Annotated in this window: 22 protein-coding genes; 10 read left to right on the top strand and 12 right to left on the bottom strand. The window is 38.6% G+C overall.

What is annotated here, in order from left to right:
* Nucleotides 1–68: 68 nt before the first annotated feature.
* Complete coding sequence (gene trpS / locus B9A52_RS15840) at nt 69–1,040, top strand: tryptophan--tRNA ligase (protein WP_084121396.1); 972 nt, start codon at nt 69–71, stop codon at nt 1,038–1,040.
* Between the two features lie 109 nt (nt 1,041–1,149).
* Here the strand turns inward: trpS and B9A52_RS15835 are convergent, their stop codons facing one another.
* Nucleotides 1,150–1,575 carry a hypothetical protein gene (locus B9A52_RS15835; protein WP_084121395.1) on the bottom strand — a complete coding sequence of 142 codons (426 nt, stop codon included), beginning with the start codon at nt 1,573–1,575 and terminating at the stop codon, nt 1,150–1,152.
* A gap of 57 nt (nt 1,576–1,632) precedes the next feature.
* Complete coding sequence (locus tag B9A52_RS15830; RefSeq protein ID WP_197687233.1) at nt 1,633–2,967, bottom strand: polysaccharide deacetylase family protein; 1,335 nt, start codon at nt 2,965–2,967, stop codon at nt 1,633–1,635.
* A gap of 121 nt (nt 2,968–3,088) precedes the next feature.
* Here B9A52_RS15830 and B9A52_RS15825 point away from each other — a divergent pair, with 121 nt between their 5' ends.
* Nucleotides 3,089–3,523 (top strand): DUF6526 family protein, encoded by a 435-nt coding sequence (locus B9A52_RS15825; RefSeq protein WP_084121394.1) that lies wholly within the window; start codon nt 3,089–3,091, stop codon nt 3,521–3,523.
* Nucleotides 3,471–3,923: a nuclear transport factor 2 family protein gene (locus B9A52_RS15820; RefSeq protein ID WP_231955255.1), complete on the top strand. Its 453-nt coding sequence runs from the start codon at nt 3,471–3,473 to the stop codon at nt 3,921–3,923. The genes B9A52_RS15825 and B9A52_RS15820 overlap by 53 nt, the downstream gene beginning before the upstream one ends.
* A 122-nt stretch (nt 3,924–4,045) precedes the next feature.
* On the opposite strand, the gene B9A52_RS15815 is transcribed toward B9A52_RS15820, so the two are convergent.
* The 5 genes from B9A52_RS15815 to B9A52_RS15795 all read right to left on the bottom strand — a co-directional run bounded on the left by B9A52_RS15815 (nt 4,046) and on the right by B9A52_RS15795 (nt 12,652).
* On the bottom strand, nt 4,046–5,401 hold the full coding sequence (locus B9A52_RS15815) for an AGE family epimerase/isomerase (RefSeq protein WP_084121392.1): 1,356 nt from the start codon (nt 5,399–5,401) through the stop codon (nt 4,046–4,048).
* Nucleotides 5,402–5,643: 242 nt separating this feature from the next.
* A complete protein-coding gene (locus B9A52_RS15810; protein WP_084121391.1) occupies nt 5,644–7,242 on the bottom strand; it encodes a GMC family oxidoreductase in 1,599 nt (532 codons plus the stop codon).
* 206 nt (nt 7,243–7,448) lie between these two features.
* Nucleotides 7,449–9,131: an AMP-binding protein gene (locus B9A52_RS15805; RefSeq protein WP_084121390.1), complete on the bottom strand. Its 1,683-nt coding sequence runs from the start codon at nt 9,129–9,131 to the stop codon at nt 7,449–7,451.
* 531 nt (nt 9,132–9,662) lie between these two features.
* The gene (locus B9A52_RS15800) at nt 9,663–10,820 is read right to left on the bottom strand and encodes an acyl-CoA dehydrogenase family protein (protein ID WP_084121389.1); all 1,158 of its coding nucleotides are present in this window, start codon (nt 10,818–10,820) and stop codon (nt 9,663–9,665) included.
* 296 nt (nt 10,821–11,116) lie between these two features.
* Nucleotides 11,117–12,652 (bottom strand): M20/M25/M40 family metallo-hydrolase, encoded by a 1,536-nt coding sequence (locus tag B9A52_RS15795; RefSeq protein WP_084121388.1) that lies wholly within the window; start codon nt 12,650–12,652, stop codon nt 11,117–11,119.
* Nucleotides 12,653–12,785: 133 nt separating this feature from the next.
* Here B9A52_RS15795 and B9A52_RS15790 point away from each other — a divergent pair, with 133 nt between their 5' ends.
* Entirely contained in the window at nt 12,786–13,763 is a 978-nt protein-coding gene (locus B9A52_RS15790; RefSeq protein WP_084121387.1) for a phosphotransferase, read from the top strand.
* On the top strand, nt 13,760–15,037 hold the full coding sequence (locus B9A52_RS15785) for an ADP-ribosylglycohydrolase family protein (protein ID WP_084121386.1): 1,278 nt from the start codon (nt 13,760–13,762) through the stop codon (nt 15,035–15,037). The genes B9A52_RS15790 and B9A52_RS15785 overlap by 4 nt, the downstream gene beginning before the upstream one ends.
* Before the next feature lie 56 nt (nt 15,038–15,093).
* On the opposite strand, the gene B9A52_RS15780 is transcribed toward B9A52_RS15785, so the two are convergent.
* Both B9A52_RS15780 and B9A52_RS15775 read right to left on the bottom strand, forming a co-directional pair.
* Nucleotides 15,094–15,681: a DUF3244 domain-containing protein gene (locus tag B9A52_RS15780; protein WP_084121385.1), complete on the bottom strand. Its 588-nt coding sequence runs from the start codon at nt 15,679–15,681 to the stop codon at nt 15,094–15,096.
* Nucleotides 15,682–16,065: 384 nt separating this feature from the next.
* Nucleotides 16,066–16,581, bottom strand: coding sequence for an acyl-CoA thioesterase (locus B9A52_RS15775; RefSeq protein ID WP_084121384.1), 516 nt, complete (start codon nt 16,579–16,581; stop codon nt 16,066–16,068).
* A 243-nt stretch (nt 16,582–16,824) separates the two neighbouring features.
* Here B9A52_RS15775 and pxpA point away from each other — a divergent pair, with 243 nt between their 5' ends.
* The 5 genes from pxpA (at nt 16,825) to B9A52_RS15750 (ending at nt 21,394) form a co-directional block, all read left to right on the top strand.
* Nucleotides 16,825–17,553 (top strand): 5-oxoprolinase subunit PxpA, encoded by a 729-nt coding sequence (pxpA, locus tag B9A52_RS15770; protein ID WP_084121383.1) that lies wholly within the window; start codon nt 16,825–16,827, stop codon nt 17,551–17,553.
* A 2-nt stretch (nt 17,554–17,555) separates the two neighbouring features.
* Nucleotides 17,556–18,266: a 5-oxoprolinase subunit PxpB gene (pxpB, locus tag B9A52_RS15765; protein ID WP_084121382.1), complete on the top strand. Its 711-nt coding sequence runs from the start codon at nt 17,556–17,558 to the stop codon at nt 18,264–18,266.
* A complete protein-coding gene (locus tag B9A52_RS15760; RefSeq protein ID WP_084121381.1) occupies nt 18,259–19,131 on the top strand; it encodes a 5-oxoprolinase subunit C family protein in 873 nt (290 codons plus the stop codon). The genes pxpB and B9A52_RS15760 overlap by 8 nt, the downstream gene beginning before the upstream one ends.
* A gap of 25 nt (nt 19,132–19,156) precedes the next feature.
* Complete coding sequence (locus B9A52_RS15755) at nt 19,157–19,801, top strand: CPBP family glutamic-type intramembrane protease (protein ID WP_172805226.1); 645 nt, start codon at nt 19,157–19,159, stop codon at nt 19,799–19,801.
* A gap of 78 nt (nt 19,802–19,879) precedes the next feature.
* The gene (locus B9A52_RS15750) at nt 19,880–21,394 is read left to right on the top strand and encodes a DUF4301 family protein (protein ID WP_084121379.1); all 1,515 of its coding nucleotides are present in this window, start codon (nt 19,880–19,882) and stop codon (nt 21,392–21,394) included.
* Between the two features lie 359 nt (nt 21,395–21,753).
* On the opposite strand, the gene B9A52_RS15745 is transcribed toward B9A52_RS15750, so the two are convergent.
* From B9A52_RS15745 to B9A52_RS15735, 3 genes are read right to left on the bottom strand one after another with little or no spacing between them, the layout of a single operon-like run.
* Nucleotides 21,754–24,207: a leucine-rich repeat domain-containing protein gene (locus B9A52_RS15745; RefSeq protein ID WP_084121378.1), complete on the bottom strand. Its 2,454-nt coding sequence runs from the start codon at nt 24,205–24,207 to the stop codon at nt 21,754–21,756.
* Nucleotides 24,194–25,036 carry a hypothetical protein gene (locus tag B9A52_RS15740; protein ID WP_084121377.1) on the bottom strand — a complete coding sequence of 281 codons (843 nt, stop codon included), beginning with the start codon at nt 25,034–25,036 and terminating at the stop codon, nt 24,194–24,196. Before B9A52_RS15740 ends, B9A52_RS15745 begins: the two co-directional genes overlap by 14 nt.
* Entirely contained in the window at nt 25,033–25,611 is a 579-nt protein-coding gene (locus tag B9A52_RS15735; protein ID WP_084121376.1) for a hypothetical protein, read from the bottom strand. Before B9A52_RS15735 ends, B9A52_RS15740 begins: the two co-directional genes overlap by 4 nt.
* Between the last annotated feature and the right edge of the window lie 19 nt (nt 25,612–25,630).

Below are 25,630 nucleotides of genomic sequence, written 5' to 3'. Positions count from 1 at the left end.
GGCAAATAACGTTAAAAATTGAGCGAATTGTACCTCGAATTATTTATTTTGCGCCAAATTTTAAAATAATGGCAAGAATTCTAACAGGCATTCAAAGTTCGGGCAAACCTCATTTGGGAAACATCCTTGGTGCTATAGCACCTGCCGTGGAATTGACCAAAAAAGAAGAAAACGAATCATTCATCTTCATTGCGGACCTGCATTCTTTGACTTCAATCAAAGATGGCCAACAGAGAAAGGAAAATACTTTAGCGGTAGCGGCAGCATGGTTAGCTTTTGGATTGGATATTAACAGAACGGTCTTTTACAGGCAATCCATGATTCCGGAAGTTACAGAACTTACATGGTACATGAGTTGCTTCACACCCTATCCCATGTTGGCCAATGCGCATAGTTTCAAGGACAAGTCTGACCGTTTGGCTGATGTGAACGCCGGACTGTTCATATACCCTGTTTTGATGGCCTGTGACATTCTGCTATATAGTGCTGATATAGTACCGGTTGGCAAAGATCAGTTACAGCATCTTGAAATGGCACGAGACATTGCGACTTCATTCAACCATAAAATGGAGGAGGATATTCTGACCATACCGGAACCAAGAATTTCAGATTCAGTCATGACAATACCTGGAACTGATGGCCAAAAAATGAGTAAGTCCTACAACAATTACATTGATATTTTCCTTCCTGAAAAGGAGCTAAAAAAGAATATCAATAGCATCATCACGGACAGCACCCCCTTAGAAGAACCAAAAAATCCCGATACCTGCAATGTATTTAAATTATACTCACTTGTAGCAGAGGAATCCCAAACGGCAACTTTGAGAGAAAAATATCTTGCAGGAAACTTTGGTTACGGACATGCAAAAAAGGAATTTCAAGACCTGATTCAAACCAAATATTCAGAGGAAAGAAAACTGTATGATTATTTTATGAACAATCCTAAAGAGCTTGAGGCGAAACTGTCTGAAGGCGAAGCCAAAGCCAGAGAAATTTCAAAAGAAATTTTAGGAAAGGTGCGGACTAAATTGGGATTTTGAAAAGGCTGTTTAGATAGCAAAGGCTGCGCTTGACCAGAAACAAAATAACTGAAGAACACAGCCATTAAAATCTAGAAAGGTAAATTTTACCACAGAAAATCAGGCCAATCTATCCTCTCGCCACCCAAAGATCTTTCATGGATTTTCCATTGATTCTAAGGACAAATCTGGTTGGATTAGGAATAAGAACCAACCTCACGTCCATCTTGTCAAACTGCTCTGATTCAATAGGAACACCTTCACCACCCTTTACTTCATAAGTGACTTTCCCAAATGAATCCGGCTTCATGGGATGATAAACATTGGCAAGATAGGCAGAAGGCAAAAGCACCTCATTATCGGATTTAAGCTGATCATAAATCTTTTCCAAAGCTGATTCCAATTCATCACCGTATTCTTCGTTGAAATCGTCTTCCAAATCATGAAGCTCTTCTTCAATATCATCATATGATTCATCTGCATAAGGTATCTTACTCAATGCAATTCTTTTTTCTACAATTTCAGTAAGATCCTGATCAAGCTTTTTAAAATCCATGGCACTTTTTTTATTAAGCTGCGAAGTTATTAATTAAGGTCAGTGATTCCAAAAAGCTTAATCGGTAATATTTCTCAATATAATTTCCCCATTCTGACTGTTAGCAATATATTGAACGAAATTTCCCTTGTCATCTTTTTGTATTTCAAGAGGGCCGGAGTAATCCTTTTGGGCAATTTCTATTTTGTTCCAGCTTTTTGGCAAATAAGTTTTGAGAGTTAAATCCTGATTGTACCAATAAGGATCGAGTTCAGAAGTTAATTGAATATTGATTTGATTATTTCCACTGATTTTCATCTCTATCGGTGTTGCCATTCTCTGACGCATATATTGAGTGACTTCTGCAAAGGTACCCACCCAAATATCTGAAGATTTGGAGTCTATATATTCAAAATAACTCTTGATCCTTTCCTCCGGAATTGCCTCCCAACCAATCCCTTCAATTCCGTGAAAAACAAGTACTAGCCAGGTATCTTCTCGTGTCAAAATATCATCCACCCAAGAATTCATCAACTCAGGAGAGGTTTTTGACAAAGGTCCTCTTTGCCATTGGATATATGCCTTGTCATAATCCTTACTAGGATCAAACATTCCTGAACGGTTGATTTCTTCCAAATATGCTTCCGGCATCCTGTTTCTTGTAGCAGGAAACATATCCAAAGCATATTCCATCACCCTTTCATTTTCGGTGCCAAAGGGACATTCGGCAGAAAACAAGAACTCCCTGCCTAGTTGTTCCTCTATTTCATCCCTGCACTTTTCGAGCTCGTACAAGAGATTGGGTTCATCCAATACTGCTAATCGGGGGTGAGAAATGGTATGCACCCCAAACTCATGACCTCTTTTGGCATATTCTCTGATTCTATCCCAATCTATCATAGGTCCATCGATGATTTTTGGTGAGATTAACTTGACGGTCTTTAATTTCCTGGCAGCACTATAAGCTTCATCCAAAATCTCACAAGCTTCTTCAATACGGCCTTGTTCAAATGTGGCACCTGCGCGGTCATGAAAAGAAACTGCACCAGACATATCTAAAAAACGAATAAGAGAAGCACGTTCAAAAATATTATTCATTGAGGTCTTGACAGTGGCGGTTTCATCAATAATCAGCTGGGGATCCCTGCCTAGAAACTTTGCTCTATATCGGGAAGAAGGTATTTCCCCGGTATTGATGTAAAACGTTCCCTTCATATTTAATTCTTCCATGATGGGCAATGCAATATCAAACTGATTATAGGTCCCATCATCATATGTTAGAGAAATGGCCGCTTTTTTTCCTTCAGGCCATTTTTGAATTTCAGTTTGAAATGTAAATTCTTGGCTGCTTGCCATTTGGATCATTAGAAAAAAAATCAGGGAAAACATGGATTTAATTGTTTTATAGTTCATTTTTGGAAATGATATTTTTCAAAAATTAAAAAAATATTTTCTGAAATTCAGTGGATTTTTGATAATTGGAGCCTTTAAGACTAAATTTCCATTTCAATCATCCTAATTACATTTTAATCTTATGCAAAATTATAAAAACCACACACGCTATTTTCCTTTGCACCATTTCCTGATCACTCCCCTGACATTGATAATCATGGCTTGGTCATTGGTCAACTTATTTACCCTTTGGGAAACAAAGGAAATATCCCAAGCACTATATAATATTCTGATTGCATTTGTCTTGTTGCTACTTCCTGTGCTCGCCCGTATTTATGCGTTGAAAACACAAGATAGAATAATCCGTTTGGAGATGAGACAACGGTATTTTGAGTTGACTGGTACTTCTTTCCTTAAAATGGAAAAAAAGCTACGTATGTCCCAAATTATTGCCCTGCGTTTTGCAGGTGACGAGGAATTAATTCCCTTGATGGAAAAAGCAGTAAAGGATAAATTAAAATCCAATGAAATCAAAAAATCAATCCAAAACTGGCAGGAAGACCGAAGGCGTGTTTAAGTTCGCCTCGGTTTTTCTTTTGTTTTTTTTGTGCATGAATGCTTTTGGGCAGGAAAATATGGAGAAAATTGCTGAAAAGTTGGCACAGGAACAATTGGATGCTTACAACAATAGAGATATTGAAGCCTTTGTGCTACCCTATGCCGAAAATGTAAAAGTATTCAATTTTCCGGCTGAACTTCTTTATGAAGGAAGAGATAAGATGTATGATCTTTATGGAAGGATGTTTGTCCGAACGCCTGACTTACATTGCAAGCTGGTAAACAGAATCGTCATGGGAAATACAGTCATCGATCATGAGGAAGTGACCCGCCAAAAGGGTGAACCTCCTATGAAGGCCCTGGCCATTTATAAGATCAAGGACGGAAAAATAGCGGAAGTGTATTTTGTCAGGGAGTAACGAATAAAGTCTCTTTTCTGATTTATAAAACAACATCTAAGCCCACCACTTTCTTGGTTCATGGTACTTTGTACATTTATACAAAAATCCCAAATCTAAATTCTAAGATCTAAAATCACCATCTACCAACTTCTCAACCTATCAATGCACCCTTTCATAGCTCTGAACTGATGGTAATTGGCTTTCCAGATATGACCCTTGTCAGCAGTTTTTAATTGGGGTTGTTTGTCCAATCCTCCTGCAAACCAATCACCGTGTTCATGATCTATCAGGTATTCCTGATTGTATTTCCATAATGCTTCAAACTTTCCGAAGTAATCCCAAGGGTCATCGGGAAAAAGTTCTGCCATCATCAGTAGGGTGTTCATACCCTCTGACTGTGCCCACCAGTTTTTTGAATCTTTGATTATCCTTGGCCTTTCTTCTCCCAGAAAATAATAACCTTCATCAAAGAATCCGGCTTTTTCATTGTCCCATCCAAATTCAAGGGCATGATCTACCATTTTCTTCGCTTTAGCCAAAGTAACATCGTCATTTTTCCAGCCCAAGACATGAGAACTTTCCAAAATCAAATAGGCAGTTTCGACATCATGCCCAAAAGACACATGGTCCAGGCTTTTATGTTTCATGATTTCCTCTTCACTTTTGTCCTGAAAGGACACAGGAGTCCAATCAGGTTGTAAAAACAATACCAAAGAGCCTTTTTCATTGACAATGGTATCCCTTACCAGGAGAAGCATTTCCTCTAAGCGTTCTTTGAGTAAAGGGTCTTTCCAAACTTCATACAATTCTGTCAATGCTTCCAATAGATGAATGGAACTGTTTTGATCTTTATAGCCCAAATCTGAGGTAGACGGAGTATCTTCAGGACGGACAATCGGAGTACCGTCTTGGGAAAGGTGTTGGAAATACCCTTTGTGTACCGGATCATGGCTTTTTTCTTCCAACCAATGAAAAGCCTTGATAACAAGATCAAGACCTGCTGAATCACCTGTCGCTCCGAAATATGCCGCAAGCGCATAAATTCCAAAACTATTGCCATAGGCTGTCTTCAGCGGTGATTTCTCCAATAAGGGCTGACCTGACCTGCTGACCAATTGATAAAATCCACCATGTTCATGATCCCACATTTTGTCTCTCAAAAATTCAAATCCATGTTTTGCGCCTTCCATATAATGGGCTTCTTGTGGATATCTCTTGGCTGCTTTTGAATTGGACCATAAATGACGTGCCTGGGTGACAATCATTTTTTCCTGTGCGTCATCCTTAATCTGAAAATCATAGGTAAAATTGCTTAGATATCCTCCTGAATCAAGATCGATGGCCTTTGGATACCATGTATCCAATAAATTCTCTTTTAAAGATTTTTCCATTTGGTCAGCAATCTCAGAATAATTGGTTGTTGTTGCCACCTCTTTTTCCTGACAAGACAGCAAAACAATTAGCAGAGATGAAAATAAAATCAGCTTCAATTTCATAGGTTTAGGTTTTTGGGTAAGCTTAAATTTAGCAGAAAAATAAATCAGAAGTTTACCTTTAATAAAATTATTGAAACTGTTTAAAAGCAGATTTTCTGCCCCTTATAAATTAACAATCGTAGTATGCTTCAAATCCATTGAAAAAGTACCATTAATATAAGCACTGTTCTAAAATTAAAACTTCTGAAAACCCAAATAAAGAACCGCCAATCAAAATTATTTATCGACTAAGCCTTTCCATATCACCCTTTCAAAATCAAATCAGATGCTTTCTCCCCTATCATGATACAGGCAGCATTTGTATTTCCTGAAATGATTGTAGGCATAATTGAAGCATCAGCTATCCTTAGACCCTTTATACCTCTTACTTTCAGACTTTCATCTACCACAGCCATTTCGTCTTGGCCCATTTTACAGGTTCCAACTGGATGGTATAGCGTTTCCAAACTTTTTTTGATATGGTCGTCCAAAGATTTTTCATCGAAGCTTTTTGGGAGATAAATCTCTCCATTCTGATACCTTTTCAAAGGCTCTGCCTCCATGACTTTCTTTGCCAAATGCATTCCTTTTACCATTCTTTCAAAATCCCGATTATCAGAAAAAAAATTGGGCTGAATCAAAGGTGCATCCATGGGGTTTGCTGATTTCAAACCTATAAATCCTTTACTCTCCGGGCGAATCAGGATGACCATAATACTGAAACCGCTTTTTCTTGGATAAGTATTCAGGTCATAAATATCTGTCTTGTAATCCTCTGAGATAGCACTTGGAACAAAATGAAACTGCAAATCCGGCCTATCCAATCCATCTTCCGAAGACAAAAAAGCATTTGCAGTCAGTGGACTATTTCCCAAAGGTCCTTTTTTGAACAGCAAGTGTTTGAAAAGAGCTTGGATTTGGGACATTGTCTTTAATTCGTGGTTGTTGGTAAGAATATTTGACCATATACTGACTCCCGACCAAATATGGTCAATCAGGTTTTGACCTACCCCGGGAAGATGAACCTTAGAATCAATTCCGAATTTTTTGAGATAGTCTTTGTCTCCGATTCCGGAAAGCAGCAATATCTGTGGAGATTGGATCGCGCCGGCACTGAGAATGACCTCTTTGGTACATAAAATGGTTTCTCTTGTTCCTTTTTTACTGATCAATTCCACTCCTACGGCTTGATTGTTTTCAATCAGAATTTTAGAAACATGGGCGTTGGTTCCTACAGTCAGGTTTTTACGATTAAAGATCGGCTTAAGAAATACTGTGGCAGTGCTTTGCCGAATATTGTTTTTGATCGTGAACTGTAACATGGAAGCCCCAAATTGACTGACACCATTATACTCTTTATTATGCGGTATCCCTATGGATTCACACGCTTGAATAAAGCAAGGGCCCAAGGGATGCGGTTGCCTGGAATAGGAAACATGAAGCGGTCCATCAGATCCATAAAACTCACCTTTAAAGTCTTCATTGTATTCTGATTTTTTGAAATAAGGCAGTACATCCTCATAGCCCCACCCTTGATTTCCCAAAGCCTTCCACTCATCAAAATCAAGCCGATTTCCTCTCACATACGCCATGGCATTGGTGCTGCTGCTGCCTCCTAAAGTTTTTCCTCGGGGAATAAAAATTTTTCTGCCATTTACATTTACCTGTGGTTCAGTCCAAAATGCCCAATCCACTTCCGACCTATTCAATTTGGAATAAGCTCCAGGAATATGAATCTCCATTTTCTTATCAGGATCCCCAGCTTCCAACAAAAGAACATTGTTTTTTGGGTCTTCAGATAAGCGGTTGGCCAAAACACATCCTGCAGAACCTGCACCGATTATGATGTAGTCATAGGTCATATTCCTTATTGGTAAAAAGGTTAAAGGATATTATTGATATTCGATATTGATTGATATTGGAAATCTACGGGATTTTCTTTTTGAAATAAATTGGTTAGAAAATAGGTTTATGAAGCCTGAAAATATTCTTTCAACCCTTTGCGAAGAAAAGAGAAAAAGATGCCGGTAAAAGATGCCGGCACCCAGTTAAATTTAAAACTTATGAACTAAGAGGCCACTGTTTTTTCGTGCATCTCCTTGATTTTTCGTCTTAGGATTTTACCCACATTGGTTTTGGGCAATTCATCTGCAAAATACACCTCTCTCGGTACTTTGTAGCTTGTCAGTTGTTCCCTGCAATGAGCTATCAGTTCTTCCGGCGTCAATGATTTGTCTTTGGGAACCACATAGGCTACTACTTTTTCAGTGGATTTATCATCGGGCATTCCTATGACGCCCGTTTCAAGAACTTTTGGGTGCATGGCAATGGCATTCTCCACCTCGTTGGGATAGACATTGAACCCGGAAACCAAAATCATTTCTTTCTTTCGGTCGACAATTTTGACAAATCCATCATGGTCAATCACCGCAATATCCCCTGTTTTGAACCATTCACCATCCATGACTTTAGCAGTCTCCTCAGGTCTATTCCAATATCCTTTCATCACTTGAGGGCCTTTGATACAAATCTCGCCTTTCTCACCTGTTGGCAGATCTTTACCATTGTCGTCAATGATTTTGATATCGGTATTGGGGAGGGGAATTCCAATGGTACCTATTCTTTCGGTGCCATCTATGGGATTACAAGTTGCTACCGGAGAGGTTTCAGTCAATCCGTAACCTTCGGCCAAAGGCACACCTGTGATTTTCTGCCATTTTTCAGCAGTAGCTTGTTGCACAGCCATTCCGCCACCGACAGCCACTTTAAGTGATGAGAAATCCAGTTTGGAAAAAGCCTCATTATTCATCAATCCATTAAATAATGTATTTACTCCTGTGATGACAGTGAACTTATGTTTGCCTAATTCTTTGATAAAACCAGGCATATCTCTGGGGTTGGTAATCAACACATTATGGGCACCGATTTTCATCATAGCCAGACAATTGACAGTCAAGGCGAAGATGTGGTACAGCGGCAAAGCAGTGATCATAATTTCCTCTTTTTCCCTTAGCTTGGGTTTCATCCATTCGGAAATTTGCTGCATGTTGGCCACTATGTTTCCATGAGTCAATTCAGCACCCTTCGAAACTCCCGTAGTTCCTCCTGTATATTGAAGAAAAGCAGAATCTTCCAAAGTCATTTCCTCCCTTTTATAGGGTTTAGCCGCACCCCTCAGCATCACCTTCTTCCAACTGATAGCCCGAGGCAAATTGTAAGCGGGAACCATTTTTTTGACATGCTTGACGACCAAGTTTACAATTGTCCCTTTCAATCCGCCAAGCATATCACCCAATTCAGTGACTATAACATGTTTAGCCTTAATTTCCTGTCTGATTTTCTCTAAGTTACTGGCAAAGTTGGCAAGGATAACGATGGCATCTGCTTCGGCATCTTCGAACTGATGTTTCATCTCCCTTGGTGTATATAAAGGATTGGCATTGACCACTACCATTCCTGCACGGAGTATTCCGAACATGACTACAGGATATTGGAGACAGTTGGGCATCTGAATGGCCACCCGGTCACCCTTCTTCATATTGAGTTCGTGTTGCAGGTAGGAGGCGAAATGTTGGGAAAGTCTATCTACATCATTGAAAGTGATGGTTTTGCCCATACATTCGTAGGCAATGGAGTCTCCATATTTCCGAACACTTTCCTCAAATAGGTTGACTACAGAGCTATAAGCTTTTACATTTATTTCAGTTTCTACCCCTTTTGGGTAAAATTTGTACCAAGGAAAATTATGCATAGGGTGTTGTTTAGTTTGGGTTGAAAATATTGTTGAAGATTAAAGATTACTAAATATAAAAGAATAAAGTTTTTTAAAAAAAGATGGAAGCTCGAAGACAAAAAAACGAACCAAAAACAGAGTCCAAGTATTAATCAAACAATCCGATCTTTTCCCAATTTATTTTAAAATCAATTCATTTTTAACTCAATTATATGATTATCTGCAATCATGCCAGTTAGCCTATTTACTTCTATAAACAGGACGGAAGACCGATGACCGAAGACAGAAGAATCCAAAATTCAAGCGTATTTTTAAATATTTCCATTGATTATTAAGCTTACTGGTAAGAAAGCGGATAAACAGATTCAATTATTTAAAAAAAATAAATCAATGGATCATAAAAATATATCTAGCCGATTTCCACCTACCACCATTTCGCTATCAGAATTTGATTGGGCTGACTTCCATCAAAAAACCTCGCATTGGAAAATGCCTATGAATCCCCACTTATATTTACAATTAATTTATCCTAAACATCTAAAGTTAAAATCAATCCAAAATCTTTCTCGCAATCAATTCCTTCATAATTTCATTGGTGCCGGCATAAATCCGCTGAACCCTAGCATCAGCAAATGCCCGGGCTACGGCATAATCCCACATATACCCATAGCCGCCATGAAGCTGCACGCATTCATCAGAAACATTGCACTGTAATTCTGTCATCAGGTATTTGGCAGAAGAGGCCATGGCACCATCAAGTTTGTTACTATTATGCAACATCACCAACTGATCGGCATAAATCCTGCCCTGTTCCAGTTTGGCACCCATTTCAGCCAGTTTGAATCTTGTATTCTGAAAATCTGAAACCATTTTACCAAAAGCCGGTCTGTTTTTAACGTATTCCACCGTGGAAAGAAAGGTGGTTTCAGCTAAGGCGATTGCCGCCAATGCCACTATCAGCCGTTCCTGTGCCAATTCAGTCATCAGGTATTTAAACCCCTCTCCAACGTTGCCCAACAAATTTTCCTTGGGTACTCGTACATCCTCAAAAAATAATTCACAGGTATCCTGCGCGTGAAGGCCAACTTTGTCAAAGGGAATTCCCTTGGTGAAACCTGACATTTCCTTATCCACTATAAACAAACTGATACCTTTAGCACCTTTTGATGGATCTGTTTTGGCTGCTACCACTGCGACGTCACAAAGAAAACCGTTGGTAATAAATGTTTTGGACCCGTTCAAGAGGTAATGATCCCCTTTATCTTCTGCGGTACTGCGGATGGCCTGAAGATCCGAACCGGCACCCGGTTCTGTCATGGCTATGGCGCCAATATAGTCTCCGCTGATCATTTTGGGAATATATTTCGATTTTGCAGGTTCACTTCCATAATGATGGATGTAGGGAAATACTATATCACTGTGCAAAGGATAACCGATTGCAGGACCGGAACAGCCTGAAAGACCCAATTCTTCTATAAAAATAGCATTGTACCTGAAATCCAGGATTTCCAATCCACCATATTGTTCCGGGGCTTGGAGACAGAGAAAACCGTTTTCTCCAAGCTTTTTCCAAGACTCGCGGGTCACTTGCTTATCCTTTTCCCATTGGGCATTGTTTGGGATTATTTCCTTGGCAATAAAATCACGGAGAGACTGACGGAACATATCATGCTCTTCTGTAAAAATAGTTCGGGGTACTGAATACATAATTATTTGGGTTTATACGGTTTTGGAATTATATCCTATAATTTAAAGTAAATGGATATAATTAAGTTTAAAATTAATCAAAAAAAATTACCACAGTGACCCCAGAGCCCTCAAAGAGAAAACGTTTGTTTTTTATTTCTGCGCGTCTTCTGTGCCCTCAGTGATGATTCATTGACCCAACTTACATCCTTAGCGAACCTTTGCGTCCTTTGCGGTTAAAATTTTACCGCAGAGATCAGGGAGAAAAATTGCTTAATTTAACTCTGTGCTCTCTGCGAACTCTGCGGTAAAAAAAATCAATTCCAAGGTTTTCTAGGTAGTTTTTCGTCTCGTTGAGCAGTGTTATATACCATAGCAGCGATAATGACGGCAGCCTGTGTCATATCAGAAATCTGCATCCTCTCGTACAAATCCATATTGGTATGGTACCCTTTGCCATAGTCAATGGGATCCTGAATAAACTGGAATCCAGGAACACCCACCGCATCAAAGGCAACATGGTCCGTTGAACCTGTATTTCTCAAAGTTATGGTTTTAGCACCCATGTCGTGAAAAGGTTCAAACCACTTTTCAAAAACAGGTACCAATTGGTCATTGCCTTCCAGATAAATCCCCCTGATTTTTCCTGAACCATTATCCAGGTTAAAATAGGCAGATATCCTATCCCATTCGGCTTTTTTCTCTTTGGAATTCCGATCTGCAACATACTTCTGCACATATCCCCTCGATCCAAATAATCCCTGTTCCTCTTCACCCCATATAGCTATGCGGATGGTACGCTTAGGCTGAAAGTCCAAGGTTTTCAAAATTCTGATAGCCTCCATCATCACAGCAACTCCCGAAGCATTGTCATTTGCGCCTGTACCTGCATGCCAACTGTCCAAATGAGCACCCAACATGACGAGTTCCGGCTTGAGTGCTTTATCTGTCCCGGGAATTTCAGCCAAAACATTGTAGCCGTTGTAATCATCATCCAACCACTCCACTTCCACTTCAGCCTCAATCTGTACTTTTTTGCCATTTTTCAAAAGCCGATAGATCCGGCCATGATGTTCGGAAGCAATTTCAATTTCAGGAATGGAGGGTTTTACCTCTTTACTGTATGAACCGGCCCTTGTATGGAACACTGTTCCAAAACTGCCTCTAGTCCCGGTAAGTCTCAGCCCAACCTCTTCTTCCAATAAAAAAGCAGTGAGCTTTTGGTCCAATTCGCGCTGCGCTCTCAGTTGTGCCAACATCTCAGGCGTATACCTACCGCCCCCACCTCCGATATTGATGGCTTTTCTATCCTCCAATTCCTGGTCGGTCAATCTCTTTGCTTCTGCTTCAAAAGCGGGGTTATTAGGAAGATTTGCCGGTGTAATCACTACTTTACCTTTTAGCTTTCCTCTATATTTTGCAAAATCTTCTTCAGAGGTTATTTCCAAAAGCATGACTTCCGAATCTATCGGACCATTGGTTCCATCAGTCCAGGCTTTTGGATATCCAATGACTTGGGCATAATAAGGTTCCTTCATGGCGATATAGGATTTTTTGACATTCCAGCCCCTTCCAAATTCCCCATATGAATCAATCCGGACATTACTCAACCCCCAATCTCTGAATTTATCAGCTGTCCAATTTCTGGCATTTCTGAGATTGGTGGATCCTGATAATCTTGGCCCGAGGAAATCCGTCAAATGAAAAGAAAGATCCTGTATCTGAGAATTTCTGATACCCTCAGTCTTGATGCGGTACATCATTTCAAGATCTACTTTTTCTTGCGCGATCAAATTGACTGCACTCAGTACCAGAATAAGAGTCAATAGGGAAAGTCGGTTTTTGAACTTCATATCTTTAAAATTGATTATATAAAATTGAATTGGAAACTGATCAGAACAACTTTTTTCAAAAATGAAAAAAAATAACTGATTGAATTAAGCCATTGATGTAAATTAAAATATTAATTTGAAGTAAAACTTTAAAATGCAAATAAATCTCCCCTTGGATGCAGAACAGGAATCATATTTCAGATCAAAAGGATGGTTAAGCTCAGAAGAAGAAATACAAAGTTATGAGAAAGCAGGCGAAGGAAATATGAACGTGGTGATCAGATTGAGCACTTCCAAAAAAAACCTGATTCTGAAACAATCACGCCCTTATGTTCAAAAGTATCCTCAAATATCAGCACCTGTAGACAGAATCTGGACTGAAAAAGCTTTTTATGACCATACGAGTAAGAATGGCTTTTTATCAGGATTTTCACCAAAAATCTTGGATTTTGACGAAAATAACCATCTCTTGCTTTTGGAAGATCTTGGGAACTCTTCAGATTTTATGGGGATTTATAGCGATAACAACATCTTAAAAAAAGACGAAATCTCAATTCTGATTGACTATCTGGCCAAACTTCATTCAAGTCCTATAAATACTTTTCCCGGAAACCAGGAAATGAAAAAACTCAACCATGAACATATATTTATATATCCTTTCATGGAAGACAACGGCTTTGACCTGGATAATATTCAGCTTGGTTTACAGGAAATTTCCATGAAATTCAAAAAAGACACAATACTGAAAAATAAGGTTCTAGAACTAGGAGGAAAATACATGAAAACAGGAACCAACCTTCTTCATGGAGATTTCTATCCCGGCAGTTGGTTGAAGACTCCATCAGGATTAAAAGTGATAGATCCGGAATTTTCTTTTTTGGGTGATGCGGAGTTTGATCTTGGAGTAATGATCGCACATTTAAAAATGGCTAAATTTGATCCTATTCAAATTGCAGAAGTTATAAAAAAATACTCCGATAAATCGAGTCTTGATGCGGACCTACTCGCTAAATACACAGGAGTAGAAATCCTGAGAAGACTGATTGGTCTGGCACAACTGCCATTGAAACTTGAACTGAATGAGAAACTTCAACTGGCAGATGAAGCGGCCAAAATGATTAAATCGCCATGAAAAAAACTATTTGGACCCTTATTTTTCTTAGTTTAATATTCTGTAACTCCTGTCAAAAACAGACAGAAAAAGATGAAACTCAAACTGCGCAAAAGATAGAACCTCTAAGTTTAACGGATGAGGAATTATATGATAAAGTGTTGGGAATGTTGGTTGGTTCGGCCATTGGAGATGCCATGGGTGCCCCAACAGAAATGTGGAGCAGGGAGATGATTTTACGGGAATATGGTTTTGTTACCGATTTGGATCCGATGATCCGGGAAGTTTCGCCCGAAGGAATTTGGATTCCAAATTTGCCCGCAGGAGGTACTACAGATGATACAAGGTGGAAAAAACTGACTTTTGACTACCTAAGTAAAGAGAATACCTATTCATTGGACCCAAAAAGTTTTGCCGGACATATTTTGGATCAATTTGATTCATACATGCTAAATTTCAAGAAAATTGAAGTTGATTCAATACAAGAATTGGATGAAAACAACCTGAAAGTCTTTTGGCTAAAGGAATGGGTCAAGGTAGCTCGACCTTACCTTAAAGACGACCTTGAAGGTATCCAAAAAGGACTAGGTACATTTTATGGAGGAGAAATGGTCTGTGCCGGTTTGTTGTATGCACCTGCAATTGGAGCCTTTTTCCCAGAAAATCCTGAAAAAGCATATCAGGAAGCATTCAAGCTATCGTTTTTTGATATCGGCTATGCAAAAGATATTTCTGCCTTGTCGGCAGCATTAACTTCTGCAGCCATGACAAAGGGTATTCAAGGATCTGACTTATTGGAAATCGCAAAAACTGTGGATCCAGAGAATTTTTATAGCAGCAGATTGGTGGGAAGAAGTTCATACCGGATTCTTCAGACTGCCTTGCAGATTGTTTATGAAAGCAACGAAATAAACCACCCGGGGGTAGCTTATGACAGTATAATAAAACCTATCAACCCAGACCTCAACTACATACAACCCGCCTATGAAAGGCTTGACAAACATTTACAAGATATGCCTTTTCATGCTGGAGAAATCTATCTTCAGGTCCTAACAGCTATGATTTTCTCGGATTTTGATTTTAAAAATACCCTTGTGTTCCTTGTCAATTATGGTCGGGACAATGATACCACGGCAGCAATCGCAGGATCTATATTGGGTGCTTTGGTTGGATTTGAAAATCTCCCTGTGGGTATGAAAGAAAAAGTTTTGGACATCAATAAAAACATGCTGGAAATAGATTTGGAAAAATCGGCCTTTGAGTTGACTGAAAATATTCTTCGCAGGTACCCATAAAAAAAGACTCTGGAAATTACTTCCAGAGCCTTTTTCATCAAATTAATTGTGGTCAGTTAAAATTTAAGGTTAGTCTCACTTCCTTTCCTATCTGTGACTTTCAATGAAATATCTTTCACATTCAGGTTTCTCAGGCGGTAGATTTTGGAAAAAGATCCATACTCTTCTATTTCTTCAGAAAAAATAGGATTTCCATTCCGGTTAAAAATTTCCACATTTACTCCAGGTTCTTCCAATCCAACTACGGTCAATTTGAATGAGTTGTCATCTATGCTTCTGCCAAAGGCCTTCAGAGGAAGTGGTGCAGGAGCCTCTTTTGTTTCTACTGTGTAGAACAATATTTCAGAATTTGCCTTATTTATGTTGCTTTCAATCATCACTTGATATTCTCCTGCCGGTAGGTAGGAAAAGTCATAAGGAACTTTTAAATCATTGTTGACTTTTAAGAATTGCTGGTGAAGTTTTTTGCCTTCACTATCAAAAATTGCCAATCTGACTTTCCCCAGTCCTTCCCTTAAAATGATGCTGACTTTTTTTTCATTTGCCTTTACTGAAGACATCTCTTCAATACCTTCATTTGATGCGTTTGCAAAGCTGGCCATACCTAGTGTGGCGGCTAATGCGAGTGTGAGTAACTTTTTCATAATTGCGGTTGTTTATTTTGTTGGTATCATCCTATATCCATGATCTGTACCAATATTTTTTCACCCCAACATTTCTGAATTTTCTTGTTAAATAATTTTTTCCTACATGTTAATATTTTAACAATCAATCAATTGTACTGATGTATTTAATTCATAAATAGTGTATTATCCCGATACAAACAGCCTGTAAAGTGTCCTGTTTCAGAACAGGTTTTGAGAAAAACTTAAAATTTCGGAATTCAAAAAGGTTGCGTCAACTTGACTATTTTAACTGAATTTAATTTTGGAAAATTTTTAAAATTTTTTTTTCAAAAAAAATCAAATCAAAAAACCTGTACGCTTCTGTACAGGTTCCGTTCTTTAACGAGCAAGATCGATTCAATTTCAATTCTCGAGCAATTTCAATTTCAGTGATTTTACCCGTTCTTTGATGGTCATATTGGAAATATCAAGATCTTCTGAGGTAGCTTTCAGAAATTCAAGGATACTTCCATCATGGTCGGTTGACTTCCCTTCCTTAATGGTCACATAGCGCATGGTGGTCCAAAGTAGCGTCTTCAATTCCCTTTTGGAATCATCGGTCATATAATATTCCACCACTACCGTATTGTTATTGTACCACAGCAATCTGCTCATAATTCTCACCCACTCTCCCACCATGGCGGGACGGACATAAGATATGTTATGGTTATAAACCACCCAAGCGGCTTTGTATTTCTGGATCATATCAAACATCTCCACCCCATAAAGTTTGGGAACCTGATCTTCCCTGGCATTGAAGAAATAATCAAAATATTTGGCATTATTAAGGTGCCTAAGGGGATCGCAGTCCTGAAAACGGATAACGACCCTACTTTCAGTTTCTTTAGGATAATGTTTATCTGGATTGAATTCGAACATAGAAATATTGGTTTTTGGTTATACTCATCTTTGCTGCCAGTAACCTAATATTATATTACAGTCAGGACGGTAGACGGAAGTCAGAAGACAGAAGTACCATAAATTTCCGTCTACCGTCTTCGGTCTTCTAGCCATTTTCATAGAAAGAGTTCTCAACTTGCATGAGGCTGGTATTCATATTTTAGACTTATTTGTTAAAACCTCAAAAATAAAGTTGAGGAATTAATCCCTAAATTTACCATAATGAACAAACAAAACTTTCCTTTTGATATTAATTGTGACTTGGGAGAGGGACTTTCCAATGATGCACTGTTGATGCCGTTTTTGGGAAGTTGCAATATTGCATGCGGAGGACATGCGGGAAATGCACAATCAATTACAGAAACCATTAGACTTGCCAAGAAAAATCAGGTGAAAATCGGGGCCCATCCTTCCTATCCTGACCACTTAAATTTTGGAAGGTTGAAGATGGATATATCCATTGAATCTCTTAAAAATAGTCTGGTTTCTCAATTATCCGCATTTAAGACAATATCAAAAAAAGAAAATGTAGAGATACATCATATCAAGCCACATGGGGCATTGTATAATTTTTCAGCCAATGACCATGCAACAGCCTCATTGATTTTGGATATTCTGGAAAATCAGTTTTCAGGATGTTTTCTGTATTGTCCTCCAAATTCACTCATAGCACAATTGGCTGAAGAAAGAGGCATTCCCATCAAAAAAGAGGTTTTTGCGGATAGGAACTATAATGATGACGGAAGTTTGGTAAACAGGGCCGAATCCAATGCTGTTATTACCGAGCCTGATAAAGCTCTTGAGCATATTAAAATTATGATAGCGGAAGGGAAAATCAGAACCATCAATAATAAATATATTCCAGTTCAGGCCGACACCATTTGTATCCACGGCGATAATCCCAATGCCTTGGAAATATTGAAAAACATCAATAAAACCTTTAACTTGTAATCATGCACTTGAAGGTTTTTAGGATACACAGTAAATTGATAGAATTGGTTTGGCCAAATGAAATCAATGAGTTGATCCTGAAAGAACAACTTTTTGTAAAGAATTTCCTTTTGCAGGAATATGGAGAGGGAATCAGAGAAATCAGGATGGGATTCAATACCCTTTCGTTAAAGTTAAAATTAGATATCAGCCCATCTGATTGTTTGGACCTCCTGGAGGAAATCCATCAATTACCAATGGATGACGTGACTTTTGATTTTAAAAAATGGACCATACCCGTGTGCTATGGCGAATCTTATGGAAAGGACCTGGAGAAGATCTCCAAATTGCATCAGTTAAAACCTGAAGAAGTGATTGAAATCCATTCCGATCCGGTTTATTTGTTGCATTTCTATGGATTTCTTCCCGGCTTCATGTACTTGGGAGGACTGGACCCAAGGTTGCACACACCCAGAAAAGATTTGCCGGAAAGGCTAATTCAAGCTGGTACTGTTGCCATCGGAGGTAGACAAACCGGTATTTATCCCATGGAAAGCCCCGGAGGCTGGTATGCTATAGGCAAATGCCCGATCAAACTGTTTGACATAAACAACAATTTAAAAAATCTACCTTCTTTAGGTGACAGAATAAAATTTAAAGCAATTTCTCCATCCGAATTTGAATCTATCCGCCAAGAATCAATGGCCGGAAAATTTACATTTACCCATGATTAAAACTCCTGCCTATATCCACTTTCACCAACCCGGTTTGATGACCTCAGTACAGGATTGGGCAAGATATGATTTGGTTGCCTATGGGGTCCCCTATTCCGGTGTGATGGATAGGATTTCGATGACATTGGTCAATCATCTTCTCCATAATCCTGAAAATGCAGCAGTATTGGAAATGGCCCATATTGGCCCCAAGATGATTTTTGAGATGCCAACAAGAATCGCCTTTGCAGGTGCGGAGGCTGATATTTACCTCAATGACCGTCCGGTCAAATTGGGTAAAATAATTGAAATTGAGGAGGATGATGTAGTTTGGGTAAAAAAATTCAGAAGAAGACAATGGCTTTATATGGGCATTCAGGGCGGCTTGGAGTCTGAAATGGTAGGCAAAAGCAGAAGTTGGTATAAGGGAATAACTCCAAGGGAAAAGGTAATCAAAGGTGATACCCTATGTTATTTATACGAAGAAAGATATTTTCCTCCTGAAAATTCCCATTCAAAGATAAAAGCCAACTGGTACAAAGATAATGTGCTTAAGGTCTACCCCGGTCCTGAATGGAATCTTGTTCCCAAACTTTTGCACAACAGAATTTTAAGTAAAACATTTACCATTTCTGAACAGATCAATAGGATGGCTTATCAATTGGAAGAAAGAATGGAAAATGATATCCCGCCAATTCTTACCGCTCCGGTTTATCCCGGGACAATTCAATTGACTCCCGGGGGTCAGATGATTATTCTGATGCGAGATGCACAGGTGACAGGTGGCTATCCCCGAATTCTTCATGTCGATATCCATTCCATGAATATTTTAGCCCAAAAAAGAGCAGGTGAAAAAGTAAAGTTTAGTATAATTGTGGATGAATGAAATTTTTAGGCAAGAGTACAATTATTTGAAACAAATCTTTCATCACAACAGGATCCAAAAATTCAAAGGCAATAATTGGGAGAAAGCTTTTTTGGTATTAGGCCCATATCTTGTTATTGATCTTTTTTTTGGGATTAGCAGTTGGTATGGATTGATATGGCTATTTCCGGTAATAGAAGAAGCCGATCAGTATCCTATAGAAACAATTACAGAAGCCATAATCATTGGAGTTATTATGGCGCCATTTCTGGAAGAAACCATGTTCCGGTTATTCTTGAAGTTTTCAAGAGCAAGATTTAATATTTCATTCTTTCTGATAGCATTGTCTTCATTTGTATTTTCAAAAGTGGCTGGTTGCGTGATGTTGGGATTGTGGTTGGTTTTTGCCATTTCACTGCTTTACAGGAGAAATTATATCAGCATTCAATATTTTTGGCTAAGAAATAGGGTAGTAGTTTTTTGGTTAATTGTCCTCTTTTTTGGCCTGATACATTTGGACAATTATGACCTGGAAATGATTCCTTGGTACCTGTACTTTCCAACAGTTATCCCACAGTTGATCGGCGGAGTATTTCTGGGTATTGTAAGGATAAGATTTGGATTTATTTGGGCAGTCTTGCTACACGCCTCCTATAATTTGGTGGCATTTATTGATTTGTTTTATCTATAAGTTAAGGATTGGAAAAATCTTTGATTTAGCCATTTTCAATGTATATATTAATGGTTTTAAAACAGTAAACACAAAACCATGGATAAACAGCTAGAAAAGCAGATTTTGAATCAGGGCATGTCAGTTGACAATGTCAAAGAACAGCTCTCCAATTTTAAAGAAGGATTCCCTTTCCTACCCATAGTGGAGGCTGCCACAATAGGCAATGGTATTCAGGCATTGACCGAAGCTGAACTCAAGCATTATTTAGATACCTATCCCAAGAAGGCTTCTCAAAAAGAGGTTGTAAAATTTGTCCCTGCAAGTGGGGCCGCTTCCCGGATGTTCAAAGACCTTTTTTCCTTTTTGGAAGGAGACGGAGATATTACCAAAAGCAGCTTTATTCAGAAGTTTTTCACCCATATAGAAAAGTTTGCCTTTTATGATGACCTCAACAAAAGCCTTGAGAAAGCTGGAAGCAGTATTAAAAAGGCAATGGAATCGGGACAACATCAATTGGTAATTTCCCATCTCTTGAATGAGGATGGGCTTGGATACGGTCAATTGCCAAAAGGCCTGTTGAAATTCCATCATTATGCTGACCACGACAGGACCCCAACTTATGAGCATTTTATGGAAGGGATTCTTTATGGCTTGGGCAAAGGAAATACCGTCAGACTTCACTTCACCGTTTCGCCTGAACATGAGGAGAAATTCAAAGCCGAAGTTGCCGAAGTCCAACCTAAACTTGAAAAGGAATTCGGGGTGAAATTTGAAGTTTCCTATTCCCAACAGAAAAAATCAACAGACACCATTGCCGTGAACATGGACAATAGCCCATTTGTTGAAGAAGATGGTACCATTCTTTTCAGACCAGCTGGACATGGCGCTTTGCTCGAAAATCTCAATGATATCGAAGGTGATGTGATTTTCATCAAAAACATTGACAATGAGGTTCCTGATAGATTAAAAGACCCCACTAAAGAATATAAAACTGCTATAGGCGGTCTACTGTTGGAAGTTCAGGAGAAGGTATTCGAAGCATTAAGAAATCTGGATTCAGGCATTGACCAAAACTCGGTCTCCAATGCTGAATCGGTTTTTTCCCAAAATTTAGGAGGGAAATTACCTGATAATTATAGTGGGATGACTTTGGGAGAAAAAGGTAAATACCTACACCACAAACTCAATAGACCAATCAGAGTTTGTGGCATGGTAAAAAATACCGGCGAACCCGGAGGAGGTCCTTTTTGGGTTAAAGAGGATGATGGCTCATTATCCTTACAAATAGCTGAAACTGCACAGATTGATTTAAATGATCCTTCTCAGAAAGAAATATTCCAGTCATCCACGCATTTCAACCCTGTAGATTTGGTTTGCGCCACCAAAAACTATAAAGGTGAAAAATTTGACCTACTCCAATATCGGGATATGAGAACAGGTTTCATCACAGAAAAATCAAAAAGTGGAAGAGATCTCAAAGCTTTGGAACTCCCCGGACTTTGGAACGGAGCTATGGCAGGATGGAATACAGTTTTTGTGGAAGTTCCGCTGATCACATTTAATCCGGTGAAGACGGTGAATGACCTTTTGCGGGAAGAGCATCAGGGGTAAGAGAAGGATGAAGGGACAAAGTACCAAGTACAATGAACCAAGTACAATGAACCAAGTGTGGGGTAAGCGGGATGTTGGAGACAGTTGATAAATCCATGGAATAAAGCTTTTCCTTGTCATTTCGAACGTAGAGAGAAATCTATCTAACCTTGAAGGTGATAGTTATCTCTCCCGTACTACTGTAGGTATCGAGGTGACAAATCAAAGTCTTTTAATTAACTGTCCATGTTTTGATGGATAGCTACTGCAATTAACCCCTCTAAAAAACCCAAATCCTGAACTCAAGAAACAGCATCCGGACCATCTTATTGCATAATAAAGAGATAGTGGATTTTTCCCTGATCATCAAAAAGCAAATTCTAATAAAACCTCACATCAGCGTTTGGATTAAGCTGCTTGAAGGAGTCCACTGCCCTTTGGTTTAATCTTGTATTAAAACAAATCAATCTTTCAATATTCAACCCTTGCACAGGTTTCAAAGAGCGGACATTGGTACTGGCAATATCAAGATCTTTAAGATTTGTCAATGTCTCTAATCCCCGCAATACCTTGATGTTTGTACCTGAAATTGTCAGAGATTGCAAACCTGTCAAACTTCCCAAAGGTGTCAAATCCTCAATTCCGGTTTTGGACAGATCCAATGAAACCAGATTATTGAGAGAAGCTAGAAAAGTCAAATCAGTGACCGGAGCATGGGTCATAGTCAATTCTTCTAATAATTGCATTTGCCCCACATGTGAAATATCAATTATGGGGACTTCAGTTACAGAAAGTTTTCTGAGATTATTAAAAATCAAAAGATGTCCCAAATTAGATATCGGCGCATCATGGATGGCCACTTGTGATTGGGCTGTCCATTGATGCAAAGTCTCCAGATCCGGCTCGACACCGGACTCGCCAAACTGATCAATAAATATGTCTTTCCAAGTTTCATCCAATAAATCCCACCACTGTTCCAAGACAGAAGACCTGTAAATGATATTGATATTTTTATTGGCTTCCAAAAACTCGTGAATCTCTGAAGCATCTATTTCAGTATTATCCAGGTTGAGATAAGTTAAATTCGGTAAATCTTTCAACATAAAATATCCTTCCACAGGACAATCTCTAAAATCCACACTGGTAAGTTCTGTGAGATTCACTAAAGGCTGAAGATTTTTTACTTTCGTATTTTTACCTGATAATGTCAATAAAGCTTTGATATCGGACAAAGGAGTCAAATCGCTCACATCCGTATCATCAAATTTAAGGTGATTGATTTTTTTGAATTTCAGAACTGGACCTAAGGTATTGATTTGGCTGCCCGAGAGATCCAATGTATCAGCTCCAACTGTATAGGTAAGATCCTCTATAGTTGGCAGATTTGAATCAAGGTTAGGATTGATCTTGGCAAGAACATTTTTCCAATCCAAAGGCAATGCATCCCACCAAGTCTGAAGATTTTCTACGTGATGAATCAACAAAACCGTTCTGTTTCTCCTGGCAAATTCATCAGCACTGGCTTCCGTCACGCCTGTTCGATCAGCGTATAATTTTCGAAGGGAACTTTTACCATTTAAAGGTGTCAGGTCAGAAACTTCTGTGACATTAATATTGATCAGACTCAGCCTTTCCAAATTTACCAATGGAGTTAAATCAACGATGTTTGTTTCTTCCAAAACAATTTCTTCAAGACTTTCTAAAGAGGAAAGCATATCCAGATTCATCAGATAATTACCACTGATGTTGAGATATTTGATGTTCAGCAGTTCATTGATGTTTTCAATATTGTTAAAACTACTATAACCTACATCCAATGAGTTGAGGGACTCAAATGAATTCAATACAGCAAAACTTTGAATTATTGTATTCTTGGCTTTAAGGGTATGTAGTTTTTTAAGATTACCCAACTCGCTGATATCCTGAATTTGGGTTCCGGAAATATCAAGGAATCCAAGATTTTCAGAATATTTGATAAATTGGATATCTTCAGTAGGTGTATTGGCAATATTCAGATAATTCAGAAATGTGACATTACTGATTGGATTCAGTTCCACCACATTGGTGTTGCTGATATCGATATATTTAAGATCTCTCAGCGCTTCTATCGGTCCGAGTTCAATCAGATATTCATTTCCCGCTAGATCCAAAGAATCTATGCTACTTATTTTGTACAGGTGGTCCAAAGTGATGGAATCCTCTTCGGCTATCCCTATTTTTCCTCTGAAATATGATTCCCACGTATAAGAAAGCGTTCCCCACCACTCAGTAAGTTCCTCATCCCTACTCAATTTGGTAGTGTAAATACTCGCTATTTTTAATTCATTGGATTTTTTGTCCACATTGATTTCAATAAACCTGGGTTTAGTATTGGTGATTTTCTCATCATTGAGGCCCACTGCAGTCAAAGTTCTGTCCATGGATACCAAAAAAGACAATTCGCCATTATCCCTCAAAAATGGTTTCACTTCTCTGACTTTGAATTTGAAACCTGCATCCTTGAAAAAAAACTCAATGTCCTTTAGGTAAGCTGTAACATCTTTGTTGGTGATAACTTTTCTATCCAAAAGCAAGTCATCCTCAACCTGAACTTTTTCATCTCTGAATATTTTTTTATAACTCTCCCTGATAATTACATCTTTATCCCTGGCGTTGGTCTCACTGCTACCCACAGTATTTAAAAAGTACTCCAAAAACTGAACCTGATCATCTACTTTTTGAGAAAGTTCTTTGATTTCGGTTTTGTTATAACCGCCAAGATCCTGGGCAAATCCAACTATTGGAAAAGCGCAAAATATCCATAAAAGAAAACGAAAATGACTATTTCTGATCATAAATGTATCTGAGGATTGTTTCTTTGTCTCCTGTATTTAGCTTTACCAGGTTACCAATAAGCCAACCTGTATTGAATCCTGGCCTATTGAACTGATTGAGTTCAAAATACCAATTATTGATTTGGAAGAAATGAAATTTGACATCAGTAATAGTTTCAAATTTTATATTTCCTTTTTTCATTTCATAGAGAAAAAGTGTCAAATAATCCGGTTTGAATTCCTTGGTAGTAAAGGATTCCGGACTATCCGAATCCTGAAATGCTTTCCTAAGGTTCATAAAACCCAGTTCATGACTAAGGGGATGCAGAAATCCTTTTGCATCACCACTCGGCTTATTGAAAATATCCTTGAATGGTTCAAAAATCACTTTATCAATGACCCATTCATAGCCTAGGCCCTCCGGTTGGATTTTCAAAAAGAGGGTGACATTTTCATTTTTCCCTTTATAGGTAAAGACGGAACTAACCTCGGCAAACCATCCCTCCTGATGAAAATTCAGATATTGGGGAAGATTTTCTGCTAGAACATCTTTCATGAATTCTGATTTCATGCTGTTGGATATGCCAGAAGTCTCATTATCGAATAATATACTGATAAATTGTCCCCTTAATTCACGGTCTCTATATAAAAGGTCTCCTTGATAAAAGCGTTTCATGCCGTCCTGACTTTCTTCGGCATTGAATCTTCTGAAAAATTGATTGACTTGTTTTGTTGAAGCGGCAAATCTGCCGTCATCCTTTGGCGAGCCAGGGCTATATAAGCCCTGACTTTGTGCCAATTGTAAGGATGTAATAAATAAGAGTAATTGTAATAAAATTAATTTTCTCATGCGGAGGTTTCAGTCACACGAATATCACCGAGCATAACATCCCAAAATTCGATGGTTCTACCAGCGATCTGAGTCTGCTTTTTCTCAACATAAATGGTGATATCTTTTTTGGTAGTATCTCTATAGTTTAGACCGCTTTCAAGAGAAGTACCTTCGAATCTCTGATAAACTGTCACTACACCAACATAACGGCCATCCGGCTGTCTTTCCAAATCACTGATGTAATGAATATCATACCAGGAAATGTTTACGCGATCATAGTTCAAAGCCATCAATCTTTCGAAGTATCTTCTCACTTTGTAATAAGCGATTTCTTTTCGGTTCAAAGTGGAAACTCCCATTTCAGCACCTGGAGCAAACAACTCTTCTGCCCTGTCCATAACGCGGTTTGCCTCTGAGAATTGTGTTTCTTTACTTCCAATGATACTGATGTATTTACTCAAATCCTTAACTTTCTCCAAAGCCAAAGAGTCAATTGCTTGCTTTCTTGCAGGACTAATGTTATCAGATTGTGCCAGAGAAACTGTCGCTGAAGCTAAAAACAGCAACAGGAAAAGGGGAATATATTTTTTCATTTCTTTAAATTTTACGGTG

Source organism: Aquiflexum balticum DSM 16537 (assembly GCF_900176595.1).
In the GTDB taxonomy this organism is placed as follows: domain Bacteria; phylum Bacteroidota; class Bacteroidia; order Cytophagales; family Cyclobacteriaceae; genus Aquiflexum; species Aquiflexum balticum.
The sequence above is the reverse complement of the archived record's forward strand: the minus strand, read 5'-3'. Positions and strand labels throughout refer to the sequence as shown.